Origin of the sequence: Pantoea sp. AS142, from assembly GCF_037152305.1 — a bacterium.
Classification (GTDB): domain Bacteria; phylum Pseudomonadota; class Gammaproteobacteria; order Enterobacterales; family Enterobacteriaceae; genus Pantoea.
Window position 1 is genome coordinate 1 of sequence record NZ_JBBCMO010000017.1, and the last position, 13,395, is coordinate 13,395.

11 protein-coding genes and 4 pseudogenes are annotated in these 13,395 nt (G+C 45.8%); 11 read left to right on the plus strand and 4 right to left on the minus strand.

From position 1 onward, the window contains the following. The 3 genes and pseudogenes from WFO64_RS21605 to WFO64_RS21615 form a co-directional block, all read left to right on the plus strand. A pseudogene (locus tag WFO64_RS21605) lies at nt 1–95 on the plus strand (integrase); the annotation flags it as partial. Between the two features lie 16 nt (nt 96–111). After that, nucleotides 112–417, plus strand: a pseudogene (locus tag WFO64_RS21610) (winged helix-turn-helix domain-containing protein); the annotation flags it as partial. Nucleotides 418–729: 312 nt separating this feature from the next. Continuing rightward, nucleotides 730–1,371, plus strand: a complete 642-nt coding sequence (locus WFO64_RS21615; RefSeq protein WP_337014200.1) for a hypothetical protein — start codon at nt 730–732, stop codon at nt 1,369–1,371. Between the two features lie 232 nt (nt 1,372–1,603). Here the strand turns inward: WFO64_RS21615 and WFO64_RS21620 are convergent, their stop codons facing one another. After that, nucleotides 1,604–3,295: a HEPN domain-containing protein gene (locus WFO64_RS21620; protein ID WP_337014202.1), complete on the minus strand. Its 1,692-nt coding sequence runs from the start codon at nt 3,293–3,295 to the stop codon at nt 1,604–1,606. 117 nt (nt 3,296–3,412) lie between these two features. Continuing rightward, nucleotides 3,413–4,765 (minus strand): SIR2 family NAD-dependent protein deacylase, encoded by a 1,353-nt coding sequence (locus WFO64_RS21625; RefSeq protein WP_337014204.1) that lies wholly within the window; start codon nt 4,763–4,765, stop codon nt 3,413–3,415. Nucleotides 4,766–5,567: 802 nt separating this feature from the next. Between WFO64_RS21625 and WFO64_RS21630 the strand changes: the two are divergent. The 5 genes and pseudogenes from WFO64_RS21630 to WFO64_RS21650 all read left to right on the plus strand — a co-directional run. Further along, nucleotides 5,568–6,727: pseudogene (locus WFO64_RS21630) on the plus strand (primase-like DNA-binding domain-containing protein). 232 nt (nt 6,728–6,959) lie between these two features. Beyond that, complete coding sequence (locus tag WFO64_RS21635) at nt 6,960–7,166, plus strand: hypothetical protein (RefSeq protein ID WP_337014206.1); 207 nt, start codon at nt 6,960–6,962, stop codon at nt 7,164–7,166. A 25-nt stretch (nt 7,167–7,191) separates the two neighbouring features. Then, the gene (locus WFO64_RS21640) at nt 7,192–7,578 is read left to right on the plus strand and encodes a hypothetical protein (RefSeq protein WP_337014208.1); all 387 of its coding nucleotides are present in this window, start codon (nt 7,192–7,194) and stop codon (nt 7,576–7,578) included. A gap of 94 nt (nt 7,579–7,672) precedes the next feature. Next, nucleotides 7,673–8,140, plus strand: a complete 468-nt coding sequence (locus WFO64_RS21645) for a hypothetical protein (protein ID WP_337014210.1) — start codon at nt 7,673–7,675, stop codon at nt 8,138–8,140. Between the two features lie 121 nt (nt 8,141–8,261). Continuing rightward, nucleotides 8,262–8,540: pseudogene (locus WFO64_RS21650) on the plus strand (integrase arm-type DNA-binding domain-containing protein); the annotation flags it as partial. Between the two features lie 192 nt (nt 8,541–8,732). Here WFO64_RS21650 and WFO64_RS21655 read toward each other — a convergent pair. Beyond that, nucleotides 8,733–10,769: a prolyl oligopeptidase family serine peptidase gene (locus WFO64_RS21655; RefSeq protein WP_337014212.1), complete on the minus strand. Its 2,037-nt coding sequence runs from the start codon at nt 10,767–10,769 to the stop codon at nt 8,733–8,735. A 306-nt stretch (nt 10,770–11,075) separates the two neighbouring features. Here WFO64_RS21655 and WFO64_RS21660 point away from each other — a divergent pair, with 306 nt between their 5' ends. From WFO64_RS21660 to WFO64_RS21670, 3 genes are all read left to right on the plus strand, one after another. Further along, the gene (locus WFO64_RS21660; protein WP_337014214.1) at nt 11,076–11,321 is read left to right on the plus strand and encodes a YmjA family protein; all 246 of its coding nucleotides are present in this window, start codon (nt 11,076–11,078) and stop codon (nt 11,319–11,321) included. Nucleotides 11,322–11,577: 256 nt separating this feature from the next. Continuing rightward, nucleotides 11,578–12,066 (plus strand): cold-shock protein, encoded by a 489-nt coding sequence (locus WFO64_RS21665; protein ID WP_337014215.1) that lies wholly within the window; start codon nt 11,578–11,580, stop codon nt 12,064–12,066. A gap of 324 nt (nt 12,067–12,390) precedes the next feature. Then, the gene (locus WFO64_RS21670; protein ID WP_337014217.1) at nt 12,391–13,245 is read left to right on the plus strand and encodes a PA4780 family RIO1-like protein kinase; all 855 of its coding nucleotides are present in this window, start codon (nt 12,391–12,393) and stop codon (nt 13,243–13,245) included. Nucleotides 13,246–13,303: 58 nt separating this feature from the next. Here the strand turns inward: WFO64_RS21670 and mgtU are convergent, their stop codons facing one another. Then, a complete protein-coding gene (gene mgtU / locus WFO64_RS22640; protein WP_442956173.1) occupies nt 13,304–13,390 on the minus strand; it encodes a magnesium transporter protection protein MgtU in 87 nt (28 codons plus the stop codon). Nucleotides 13,391–13,395 lie beyond the last annotated feature (5 nt).

The following is a 13,395-nucleotide window of genomic DNA, read 5'->3' on the forward strand; positions in this document are numbered from 1 at the left end:
GCGAGCGGCCTCATGAATCCCTGAATAACCTGACGCCGGAAGAATATCGGCTGATGGCTGAGAAACCGGAAATCTCAAAAAGTGTGTGGAACTAAAACGGGTCTGTTTACAGACCCACTGGTCGATTTCTGTGGTTACCTGATGCCACTGAGCACGCCGAACGGGCTGTTCATCGGCAATGCCAATATTCGCCCGATAAACCCAAAGCGCTATCTCTATCATGCGTATCTGTCGTTTATGGAATCGCGAGGGCATCAGCACCCGCTTAGTCTGACGGCGTTCGGCCAGGCAGTGCCGCAAACGCTGAAGGAGTATGAGCGAGTGTTGCTCAAGCGCCGCACGAATAATGGCATACAAACTAATCTGACGTTGCATGAGGACAGCGAGGCAGATTGGTTGCCCGCAAGTAGCGTCTGATAATATCATTCCACGTAAACCGGTTTAGGCCGGTTTTTTATATTTGATGCAATTATCAATGTCAGCCAAGGTCTGCTAAGAGCGAGGAGAGGAAGTTCGGGAACGGGATTACTCCATAGATGACTCTAAGGTTCGTGTTAATCCCTAGGTAATGAAGTTGTAGTCGAAGATACAGGCATTCTTTAGGCCGATATTTTTTGATAGGGAACGTAATCGCTATAGAATTTACTTTTTTGAGGAATCAGATTCTAATTAAATTTTAAAAAATGAGATAATAGTTCTTTTAGAATGTAGATAAGCAGGAGAAAAGCTATGATAGCGTTAATAAAGGACATCTTCAGTATCCCGGTAGTTTCCGCAGTAATTCTCACCATCATCGGAGCGATTACAAAAAAGTATATTCAGTTTCATCGCAGAGATTTTTTTTCACGCTCATCTTCCGAGCAGATAAAAGCAGTCGAATGGTTTAGAACCTCTTCTGCACCAACGTCCGATCCGTTAGCTAAGGCGGAGCATCAGTTTCGTCTACAGTCGTTCGGACTGCATAGGGATCGAGATTTATCTTATAAAATCATATGCTTCTACTCAGACCATGCGCAGTCATTAATTCCGTCCTTGAAGGCGATCTTACGTTATCAGGGCATGTATACAATTGCTGAGGGAAATATATACCCTCATAAATTCCATAAGTGGTTAGTACCTTTTGTGTTACTATGGTTGCTATTATTTATCGGTACTGAGATATACAGAGGTTCTTCACAGAGTGATGGCATAGAGATTTTAAAATCTGTATTAGTTTTTGTTGTGGCTTTTATAGTTTGGTGTTGGGTCGCTGCTTGTGCTTTGAAAGTATCAAGCATCAGTAAAAAGCTCAATTCCTATATCCCACCCGCAAACGATTTAAAATCCAGTACAAACGATTTCAGTTCAATACTCAATAATAGATATCCGTAGCTAGGCTGATCTACTTCCCATTAATACTTATATCCGGCAGTTAACGACGTCCGCTTTTGGCACAAAGCGGACGCGTAAGCCACCGTCCGTTGTGAGCGGACAGCGACATGCGCAGTTATTCTGATAGATATTTGATGATACTACTAACCTTAGCCGTTTATTAATGAATTTGAAGCATTGCCTCATAATTTTTAATGTTGCCTAGCTTGCTTAAATAAGGGCATAGAAAGTGCTAATGGTGGATGATAACTGTACCAAAGTGCTCAGTCTCTATACCACCGCTTTCAATGTAGGCCTTATTCACAATTTCAAAATCCTCATCAACTTTTTGAGGATATTTACTCTTAATATAATCAAGCAGGATAGGTATTCCGCTCTTATGCCATTTCATATGAAGATTCTCTGTAATTTCTTCATTCAGATACCATGTTCCAGCTTCCTTAGAATGATCTAATATCACCATGTCATATTTTTTTAAAACTGTTTCTCTAGGTGGGGTAGTAAGTTTTATGAACGCAACTCCACCGCTTAACCGATCTAATTCACGCGTATTTAAATTTGCGTTACGAATAAATGAACAATGAGTTTTCTGAAAGAACGAAGCGATCTCACTTTCAGAAAACCCCAACTCCAAATAGACGAAGCACATCAACAAAACTAACAAACGGTCGCTTAGCTGTATTTCGTAACTAATATCGTCGCTTTGGCTGTATCTCTCATATTCACCACCATGTGCTGTACTGTCACGGAGGTTTTTTATTCTATTGAAGTCACTGTCAGTAAATGAGATGGCATTTCTAAAGCAAGCGCTGAGTTCCTCCATCAAGGCGTCATACTTTTCTCTGAGAGTAGGGAGTGATGTGTTTTTCGTGCTCAGGATCGCTTTTGCCATTCCTTCATAAACAATACGGTCATCGCCGGATAAATCTCTTGATGCTGAGAAGGATTCTATTGTTTGCTGGAGTGCCTTCATAAAATCACGGTTAATTATTCTACTTAGCTTGAGTTTCCTGTGGGCAGTTTTCACACCAGCATACATTTCCAATATTATGACTCGAGATAAAATATCATACTCCCATGCGCCCATTTCTCCATATGAAGGAACAAGTCTGTTCAAGATATTCCTGAAAGTATCATTGCCAAAATAATTAGAAAGTATCCCCTCCCACTTTTTACCCTCAATCAAGCCTGAGAAGTCGCAGAGTGCATAAAAATCATATTGTAAGGGATATTTTGCATATAATACCGAAGGAAAATAGAGCCATTGATACTGTGCTGGGTTCGCATGACTAAAAATCCATACGTCACGCACTGACAGTGCATGTCCAATCAATAGGGAAAACAGGTTGCGTAGTTCGTGAACTATCTCCCTACATTCTTTAAAATCGAAGTTCCCCTCTTTTTTTTGAATAACTAACGTGTGTTCAAATTCAAAATGGCATTTAACTGGTGATTCATTATGAGTGTTTATGTGAAAATTGTTTGTAAGAAAGTAACTTTGAGAGCGAAAAGAGAACTGCTCACTAAATCTTTCCGTGCTGACATCCCTTTCCAGTCGATCGCTGTTACGCTGAAAACCTCTACGCCCCTCTATCCAGACAGATAATCCTGTCAGATTCAGTTCTAATTTATCGAATTGAGGCAGCATCTTCCCTTTTGTGAGATAATCTGCAAAAACACAATTTTCACTTAGTGTTATTCCATGCAGGATAATTTTTTTTCCTTCCGGAAATGTGGTACAAATAAGCTCTACGTTATCACGAACGTGATTATAAAAATTTGTTGTTTCGGGTAATGTATTAAGTCTTAGCGTTGGGATCCCAAAGTCACCATACTCCAATTTTCCATAAATGGTTTCGCTTCCAGCCTCGACATGCACATCAACTACCTGTTTCTGGTAAAAACTATTTTCTTCACTATTCATATTAAAGTTCCTTCTAACGCAATTGTGATTTGAAGTACTTACATTAAGTCTCCACGAGAAATGACGCATCGCAAATCTGTAACCCAGCCACATTTCTGGACTTAAGCAACTAAATAATTAAGGCTTTAATTCATATTCCTCACCATTGATGAGTTTCTTTAGTAAATCCAATGCTTCGGTAGAATATTTACCAATTCCACTTTTTCCAGACTTTATAAAAACATGGTAATTATTATCGGAAGCTTTGATGTCAAAGCCAGTAGATTTCCTCAACTTTTCAAACTCTTGATTAACATAATGCCACGAACCTAGATCGACCATTTTTGCGAGGTCAGACATTATGTAAGGAAAACTCGCATTCAAAGCCTGTCCATTGTTTAGTTCGGCTATACCATACATTTTTGCTAAGGCATCATCGTGTTCAGCAATATTACGGAACATTTCAAAATCATAAGGAAGCTCTTGTTTTACAAGAGATTCAGATGCGAATGTATATGTTCTGGCTAAAAAAGCCCGGACAAGCTTAGGGTTGACGCTGATTTCAGGAGTGTTAGATGACAAAGCATCGAAGATCCATCCAAAATCATTTGCATAGATTACTTTTATCCTTACGCTCTTATTTTCACCAACTCCAATAAGCAGTTCCTTCTGATGAGAACCTGTGCTTTCACAATCTCTACTGAAAGAGACAAGATAAACATTCGGTATCAAGGCGTTGTTAGGTGCAATTATTTCATCAATATCGGAAAGAATTGCTTTTATATTTTCATCGTTAATGCTGTAACCAAAGAAAAATAGAGGGTGTTCAGCAAAATATGTAAGGAGTTTCGCGCTTATATATTTCTTTCTCTTATAAAAATCAATATAATCTTCATTGGTTATTACAATGCTATCTACATCATGGCTGCTGCCATGGATTTTCATTATCTCACCGTAAGATGTGTAGTTAACTTTTACGACATTGTGGCCTACGATTGCCTGATAGTTTTCAAATATTCTTTCTAAAGTATCATCATAATTGGTTGTGATTATTGCATGAGGTTTTACTTTTTTTAACTTTTTAATCTCTTCCGCATATTCGCAATTTGAAAAGTCAACTGAATTAGATAAGTTGTTTAGAAGCGATGATATTTCATGTTTTAAATATATATCTTTCGATGTGCTTCCCTCAAAGTATGAATTGGGATAACGTTCTTTGCCATCATCCCAAGCCCACTCGGCATAAAAATCACAGAATTCGCTAGCAATCAAAGGTTTGTTGTCTCCCTTAGTTTGACTATAGTATCCATAAGGACGCTTGATTAATGGGCAGATTCCAGCAAGCTGCTTTAAAAGTCCCTCCCAGTCAGGTGCTTTGATATATCTTTGTGAGACTCCTGCACCCATAAATAAAATAGGTTGCACTTGTAAGTTTTCAAGGCAAGACTTTATATCTTCAATTATTTCTTCTTTATATTCTGGAAATTCCATAAGGTTACCTCAATGATGGATGTCCTACACGTGATTCTTAGTATACGGAAAAGTCTGCATAGGGCTATCGGAGATAATTTCACCAAAATGGTCCTACTTAACATAATAGATATTCCCGCTATTGGCTTACGACCTCTCAGCGCGATCCTGCGGCGAGAAGGCCTTTTACGACTGCTTTACCTGCCTGAACCTTGAAAACACCCCCAATGATTCCGGCATGTCTGCGTGACTATGCAATGATATCGTTTCTCCATGGATTATTTCATGCAGATGTTGGAAACGTCCGCTTCTGGCACAAAGCGGACTATTGAAGACAGCAGCGTTTAATAACTTTACATCACACGTAGCGGCTCTTGTCGCTTTTTGTCATCTTGGCTAATGTGATCACCAAAAGTGCACACTAGTGTACATCTCGCCTCAAACTATTAACCACTTAAGGAATTGAAATTTATAAATAAAAATCAAAGGTGAACAGTGTGAACACTTTTCTCTAAAATCATTTTATTTTAGATTGAGCGCCGGGCATTTGTGATCCCTGCCCTGCCGTTGCGAGGTATGAGATCCAATAATTGGTACACGTTTAGGTACACAATCCAAAGTTGAATTGGCGAAAAATATTTAATTTCATAAGTTTGCGAAACTTTCTCAGATTCCGCCAGCTCGTCCGCTGAAGTCCTGAAAGCCCGCACGGCGCAAGCCCCGCGGTTTTTTTTGTGTCTGTAATCGTCCGTGACAATCCACCTGAATCCAGTGATTATTAGTACACGCTATAATGTAGGCCAAAAACGTGTACTAATAATGGATGGAAATCAGTCATGGTGCGGATGACACGCCCCTCACCCATAACGAAATCCTTAAAGCTAAGCCTCAAGAGAAAGACATCACGCTGCTTGATGGAGATGGGCTTTTCCTGCTCTTCAAAACATCAGGTAAGAAGCTGTGGCGTTTCCGCTACCAACGTCCAGCAAGCAGTAGCCGCATAAATCTCAGTCCTGGGTCATACCCTGCTTTAACGCTCGCTGCTGCACGTCAGATGCGTGAACCGTCCCGCCGACTGATTGGCTTCCGTAACGGCGTTTTTGATACGGCTACCGGCACGTTCAGTCCGCACCGCCGCGAGCACTGGCTGCGCACCGTCAATAGCGTGGACTACACTGCACCGCGTCCGGGTGATAACCTCACAAACCACGCCCCGGCCTTCTGGCGCTGGTTAACGCGGGCCGCCTGGCATAATCACGACAAGCAGGAGCACATCCTCGCGGCGTTATTTATGGTGCTGGCAAACCGCTATGACTGGCAGTTGTTTCTGGAGGTCACCCGCCCCGGCGGCGATGCGGTCTCCATTGACCCGAAGTACCGTGACGCCTATTCAACACACATTCCAGCGGTGATTCTGGCAGTTAATAACAACCCGATGCGCTTTACAGACCGCAGCGGGGACGTGTCGCGCAGCCGGGTGATCCTGCACTTTTCGGAGATCATCCCGGCAACAGAACGTGGCCCTCAGTTGCTGGACAAAATCAGCACCGAGCTGATCGTAATTGTTCGTCACCTGATGCAGCAATTCAGCCAGCCGCAGCAGGCCCGGTCGCTGCTTCAGTCGCAGCAGAATTCCGACGAGGCCATGCGCATCAAGCGCGACGCTGACCCGATGGTGGATTTCTGCGGCTACCTGTTCACGACGCCGGAACCAAACGCGCTTTACATGGGGAACGCTAGCATCAGGCCGCTTCAGCCCAGGCGTTACCTCTACATGCCTATCTGGCCTATATGGAGGCCAACGGCTACAAGAATCCGCTCAGCATGAAAATGTTTGGCCTGTCGCTGGACAGCATCATGCGGGAGTACGGACAGCACTACATGAAGCGGCGGACAAAGCTGGGGATACAGACCAACCTTGACCTGACGGAAGAAAGCAGCACTGACTGGCTGCCGAAGTGCGACGAGCCTTCAGCAGCATGACTATCAGAACCGGCGAAAGCCGGTTTTTTTACGCTCATGCTTCATCGCGGATGAAGGATATCCGTTATACTACACCCATTTATCACCATTTAACTCAATGTTTATAAATGTAAAAATCCAATAGCGAATAGTGTGAAGGATTTTCTATAAAATCATTTTTAACAGGATAATTTGATTTCTGATCCCTAGCTTGTTTTGGTACAGTCAGGCAAACACGGGGAATGGAGTAAAAATGGACACTTCTTTTTTGAACTCAATGGATAGTCGCGGACGCGAGCGATTTGAAGCAGCTGTTAATGCGCTTCAGGGGGATGTTTCAGCGGCAGCGGCGCGGCTTTCAGTAGATCCTCGTTTACGTCTTGAATATTCAAAGCGCATCAAAGAAATGGCTGAAGACCTCAGATCACGGCCTCATCACATGGGAACAGGCTACACGTGAGGCTCAGGAAACCCGGAACCTGATAATGGATATGGCCCGATCGCGAAGTACACCGCTGGGCCGTGCAATGGCAGAGCAGATGAAATCATCTGGCAAAACGCTGAATGAGTTAATAGCGAAAAAAGCAACTTCACTTTTCGGTCCCACGGCCAATTTTAATACCCTTTCTGAAACGCAAAAAAATCAGGTTTATGCCAGCATTGTAGAATCAGCGGGTAAATCCAACCCGCAAGTTAATCTGAGGATGATGCGGCTTTCCCGCGCAGGAAAAGGGCTAATAGTGCTTTCTATTGCCACTCCTTTTATGAAATCTATACAGCTGAGAACAAGGTTTCAGAAATGGGGAGACAACTGGCTATTAACGGTGCGGGCATTGCCGGAGGAGCTGCTGGCGGAGCGATGGCTGGGTTGATGTGCGGTCCGGGCGCGCCAGTCTGCGTTGTCATCGGTGGATTTGTGGGAGGCGCACTCGCCGCGTGGGAGATGGGACGTATATGGAGATAAGTATGCAGCCGGTTAATACAGTGGCTTTGATTGAAAACAGTCCGGCGACTGAATTTAAACAAGCGAAGTCAGAAGTGATTGTTGCAGGGAAAACAACCGGTGTTATTGTTTCCGGCCATGTACTGGAGGCGGCAGTTCAGGTTGATGATGACCGCTACCTTATTTTCACCACGGATGATGTGATTTATGAAGAGTTCCTTGCGGTAACGCTGATTAGTCTCAATGATGGCGTTCTTGAATCTTTGCAGTTAGTTAACGAATATTCCTCCGGCTTTTTTGAAAAGCTCAGTACAAGCCGTGAAAGTGTTCACTTCTACTTTATTGGTGATGCATTCTGGACGATAAAGGTTGCCAATTCACCGCGTTTACGCCTTCCCTTCTTTTCAGATCCGCGCGGAGTTAAGCGAGCGTCAGGCTTAAAAACCTATATGACAATCATGGCAGACCCCATTCCAGCCCCCTCCAAATAATGGTAACGCTTTACGTTATTGGTATACGCTTAGGTATACCAATAAAATCTGAATTATATAAAAAATAAAATTAACTACATATAAGAATAATTCAGACTCGCCAGCGCCGTCTGAATCCGTTATGGTGCGGATTGCACGCCCCCTCACTAATAACGACATCCTTAAAGCAAAACCTCAAGAGAAAGACTTCACGCTACATGATGGCGTGGGCTTTCCTTGCTCATCAAAACGTCTGACCAGAAGCTATGGAGGTTTCGCTACCAGCGCCCAGCAAGTAGCAGCCGAACACATCTTAGCCCAGGCTCTTACCGTGCCCTAACGCTCGCTGCTGCACGACAAATGCGTGACCAATTATCTATCGCTGGTTGTGCAGGGGATTAATCCACAGAAACAAAAGGAGTAGGTTTCGGAACTATGCCAGATATCTCCCGCCCCTATTAAAGTTTGATAGCCATGCAGATCGGGTTCTCTTTTACACTGCTACTAATAATAAAATTTTAACAGGGTGAGGCGCTGCAAATAAGCCAGGCAATTCACACCGGCCTGAATATCGAAAAGCTCCAGCCGGTGTTTATAAATGAAACGGTCTGAATTAATGCTTTTTAAGCATCTGCCACAGAAACGCTTCAATCAGAGCAGAGTAAAAGGCTTTCTGGCTATTTTCTGGTGCATTACCATGTCCGGCATCGGTTTCTTCATAAAGCCAGACATTGCTGTGGCCCTGATGCTGCATCTTAGCCACCATTTTGCGTGCATGTGCCGGCGAGACCCGATCATCGCGGGTGCCTGTAGTAAACAGCACCGGCGGATAATATTTATCGGCGGCGACGTTGTCATATGGGGAGTATTTTGTCAGCCATTGTCTCTCTTCAGCAATCTCAGGGTCGCCATATTCAGCAATCCATGAGGCGCCAGCAAGCCAGCGGTGATAATTGGTCATATCCAAAAGCGGTACTTCGCATACCAGGGCACCGAACAACTCAGGGTAATCTGTTAGCATATTACCTATCAGCAACCCACCATTACTGCCCCCCTGAGCCGCCAGCCTTGCAGCAGAGGTGACCTTACGCGTAATTAGATCTGCGGCAATGGCCGCGAAATCTTCATAAGCCCGATGTCGATGCTGTTTAAGCGCGGCCTGATGCCACGCCGGGCCATATTCCCCCCCACCGCGAATATTTGCCACCACATAAACGCCCCCCCTTTGCAGCCAGGTTACACCTTTGGGTCCGATATATTCTGGCGTCAGTGAGACTTCGAAACCGCCATAGCCATATAGCAGTGTCGGATGGTCTCCGGTAAGCTCAAGCCCTTTAACGGCGATCTGAAAGTAGGGAATCGGTATACCATCAGCAGATAAAGCAAAGTGCTGAGTGACACCGAACTCTCTGGCATCGAAACAGGCTGGCGCCTGCTTAGCGATATGAAGAGAGTGGTCGCTGATATCGCCATAACTCAGGCTGTAGGGCTGAAGAAATCCACAGCTGATTGTCAGATAACGGTCACTCACGTTATTGAGTGCATAGGCAGAGAGGGTGGTGAAGTCCGGTAATTTTACTGTTTTTACCCTATGCCACTGCCCGTTATGCACTCCCGCTATCTCCACTTCGTTGACAACATCTCTAATGAGATTGAGTAAAAGATAATTTTTCGTCGGGCTATAATCCTGCAGCATCGTATGCTCATCAGGGGTAAACAGAAGAGTGAAGTTGCGCTGACCCTGTTGAAAATCCGCCAGTCTGACGGCCAGCAACGCGCCTGCAGGATATCGTTGATCGGCAATCTGCCAGCAGCTCACAAGCGTCACAAGTAGCCACTCATTAAAAAATCCACACGAAGCATCGTCAGGAATATCGATATATTCCAGGGTGCCCGCCTCGGTCAAAAGATAGGTATGGCTGCGATAGAAGTCGGTGCAACATTCGATGACCGTTCGTTCGAAACCTGGCCGGTGGTCATGCCAGGCTGCTACCATCATGTCACTCATCTGGCCCCGGTAAAGCCTCTCCGACTCATCAGGCTCGGTACCACGCCGCCAGCGGCTGACACAGCGCGGATAGCCTGATGCAGTCAGGGTATCGCCGCCCGCATCCAGCGCCAGCAATAGCGTATCCTCGTCCAGCCAGTCAACTGCGCTTTTACTCTCGGCAAGGAAAAAGCCCGGCTGAATAAAAGTCTTGCTGATGAGATCAAACTCGCGAATTTCGCAGGCATCGCCTCCCTGCGATAAAAAAATCAATGCGCGGGTGAAAGCAGGATAAAGCAGTTTTGCTCGCTGGAAGTGCCATTTTATCCCCTCCTGTTCATTCAGTCGGTCGATATCGAGCACGGTTTCCCATTCGGGTTCCTCTGTTAAATAGTCTGCTTCAGGGGTACGCCGCCATATGCCGCGAGGATGATACTCATCCTGCCAGAAGTTATACACCCTGTCGTGATAGTGCTCTCCCCAGGGGATATTCGATTTATCATTTAACGAAAGAAGGATAGTCTTTTGGATTTGCCGAAACTGCTCGTCACCAGTAAACCGTTCTCTGATTCGCTGATTTTGCTTTTCTACCCACTTTAGAGCAGCCGCATTTTGAGGTGATTCAAGTTTGAGCAGAAAATCCTGATGCGCTGAATGTGTCATAACAAGTCCTTATGTCCAGCGCTCAGCCGGCAGAACCGGTGAGGCTGATTTAGTGTCAAAAACCGAAATATTTCGGAGAATGGCTGCGTAAAAAGATCGGGTCAACGCCTCTTATCGCGCCTTACTTCAGCATAAGGGCTGGGTGCTGAGGAGAGGCTGAACCCGCGATTTGAGCGATTAATTTTGTTAATAGCCCTATGGCCCGCTGACCTTTACAGCCACAATAGAAAAACGAAATAATAACCTTGCACGCTCTGGCAGAGAGCCTGGCAGCCATTGCCCCCTCATTAACTTAGCGGAAGACCTATGAATACTGAAATACCACTTAAATATTATGACGTTGCTGATGAGTATGCGACGGAATGCGCTAAGCCGGTGAGCGAAGCAGAACGCACCCCCTTGGCGCACTACTTCCAGCTCCTGATCACCCGTTTGATGAACAACGAGGAGATCAGTGAAGCGTCTCAGCAGGAGATGGCTCATAAAGCGGGTATCGAAGAGCAGCGTATTGATGAGATCGCGACCTTCCTGAACCAGTGGGGTAATGAGTGATTATCCGTCATAACACGCGATGCCTGTTGTGACGTGTCCCTCATTGCGGGTCACGCGCTCCGTTTATTACGGCCGATGAACTGTCGGGACCGGGAGAGACACTGACCAGTGAGATTTTATTCATTCCGCTGTCCGTTTACACTTAGGCTGCATTGCAATGCCGGGTCAGAAATATCATCCAGACTTATATAGTCTGCGCAGGCATTGTGTTTTACACTGCGCGCAGTAAAAAACTGAGTAGATTAAGCAGGCAAAAATGGCGATGAACGGAACGATCACAACGTGGTTTGAAGATAAAGGTTTTGGCTTTATCAAAGATGAAAATGGTGATAACCGCTATTTTCATGTGATTAAGGTCGCCAATCCTGATCTGATCAAGAAAGATGCGGCGGTGACGTTTGAACCCACTGCCAACAACAAAGGCTTATCTGCTTATGCGGTGAAAGTCGCGCCGACAAGCAAATACATCTATATCGCTGGCGAGCGGCTGAAGATCACCTCGATTAAGTCTTACCTGGTTTACAGCGAAGAAGTGCCGGCCGATACTGGTGTCGACAAAGAGAACGCGGTGCTGTCAGTCGGTCTGTTGCTGAATAATATCCGGCCGAAATCGGATCAGAAAGCGAATGAGATGCGCTCGCTGAAAAAGCTGGCGGTGACCACCTTCCAGGGGTCGACGCTGATCTTCTCAGAAGATGAGATCGACGTAGAGAGCACGGTTAAGCTGCTAAAAAGCCTGAAGTAATCCTGCAGGCAAGCTGGGATTCTGTGAGCAGGGTCCCAGCCTTACAGCCAGCACTAGCCTGCTATTCAGGCTCATTCCTATGTCACGTAATCTCCACCTGTTCGTTGATTCACGATAAAGCGATTCTATGGCCAGATAAACCACCCTGTTCTCCCGTCTAATCCATTGTTTATGATAAAACAAAGGCCAAAAGCGCAGGTCATCAAGGATCATCCCACAAAGCGACTTTCCAGGGTAGAATGAGAGACTTTGTTCAGTCATTGCCAATGTTTTCCATCATCGCAAATTGATACGAAAAGCGGGTGAAATAAGGTATAAAGCCGCATGAAAATCCCAAACAGAATCCAGCCCCTGGTCGATGACGGCCTGATTGACGATGTGCTGCAGCGGCTAAAAAGCGGCAAGGAAGCCGACGTTTATACCGTGCTTTGCAGCGGCAAGGTGCAGTGCGCTAAAGTCTATAAAGAAGCGACCCAGCGTAGCTTCAAGCAGGCGGTGCAGTATCAGGAAGGACGTAAAACCCGTAACAGCCGTAATGCCCGCGCCATGCAGAAAGGCACAAAGTTTGGCCGTAAGCAGCAGGAGGAGTCCTGGCAGACCGCCGAAGTGGATGCCCTGTTCCGTCTGGCTAACGCCGGTGTTCGCGTGCCCCAGCCTTATCTCTGCATCGACGGCGTGTTACTGATGGAGCTGGTTACTGACGCCAATGGCTCGGTCGCGCCGCGCCTCAGTGATGTCACACTTTCCGAAGAGCAAGCGATCACGGATTTCAACACCATGATACGCAACATCGTTCGCATGCTCTGTGCCGGGATCGTCCATGGTGACTTATCGGAGTTCAATGTGCTGCTTGATGACCAGGGACCGGTGATTATCGACCTGCCACAGGCGGTGGACGCTGCGGCAAATAACCATGCCGAATCGATGTTCGAGCGTGACGTGGGCAACATCACCTCATACTACGGTCAGTTCGCTCCGCACCTGTTGCAGACGCGCTATGCCAAAGAGATCTGGCTGCTTTATGAAGATGGCAAGCTAACCCCGGAAACGCCGCTTACCGGACAGTTTGTCGAAGTGGAACGCGTGGTGGATATGGATTCGCTGCTGGATGAGATCATCACCGCAGAAGATGAATTTTACGAGCGCCAGCGCGCCAGCCGGGAGCGCAACGAAGAGTAAATAATAAAGGCAGCGAGTCGCCTCGCTGCCTCTGAATTACCTTAGTATTAACGCGCTATCACCGCACGATGACCGTCAGCGCAATCAGAGTTAAGCCGATGATCATCACCCCGGCAAATACCGTATCGAGCCTGCCTTTTTTCATCCTCT

Coding starts and splice junctions, on each gene's coding strand:
- WFO64_RS21615 (WP_337014200.1), top strand. CDS start 730: ATGATAGCGTTAATAAAGGACATCTTCAGTATCCCGGTAGTTTCCGCA.
- WFO64_RS21620 (WP_337014202.1), bottom strand. CDS start 3,295: ATGAATAGTGAAGAAAATAGTTTTTACCAGAAACAGGTAGTTGATGTG.
- WFO64_RS21625 (WP_337014204.1), bottom strand. CDS start 4,765: ATGGAATTTCCAGAATATAAAGAAGAAATAATTGAAGATATAAAGTCT.
- WFO64_RS21635 (WP_337014206.1), top strand. CDS start 6,960: ATGGACACTTCTTTTTTGAACTCAATGGATAGTCGCGGACGCGAGCGA.
- WFO64_RS21640 (WP_337014208.1), top strand. CDS start 7,192: ATGGATATGGCCCGATCGCGAAGTACACCGCTGGGCCGTGCAATGGCA.
- WFO64_RS21645 (WP_337014210.1), top strand. CDS start 7,673: ATGCAGCCGGTTAATACAGTGGCTTTGATTGAAAACAGTCCGGCGACT.
- WFO64_RS21655 (WP_337014212.1), bottom strand. CDS start 10,769: ATGACACATTCAGCGCATCAGGATTTTCTGCTCAAACTTGAATCACCT.
- WFO64_RS21660 (WP_337014214.1), top strand. CDS start 11,076: ATGAATACTGAAATACCACTTAAATATTATGACGTTGCTGATGAGTAT.
- WFO64_RS21665 (WP_337014215.1), top strand. CDS start 11,578: ATGGCGATGAACGGAACGATCACAACGTGGTTTGAAGATAAAGGTTTT.
- WFO64_RS21670 (WP_337014217.1), top strand. CDS start 12,391: ATGAAAATCCCAAACAGAATCCAGCCCCTGGTCGATGACGGCCTGATT.
- mgtU (WP_442956173.1), bottom strand. CDS start 13,390: ATGAAAAAAGGCAGGCTCGATACGGTATTTGCCGGGGTGATGATCATC.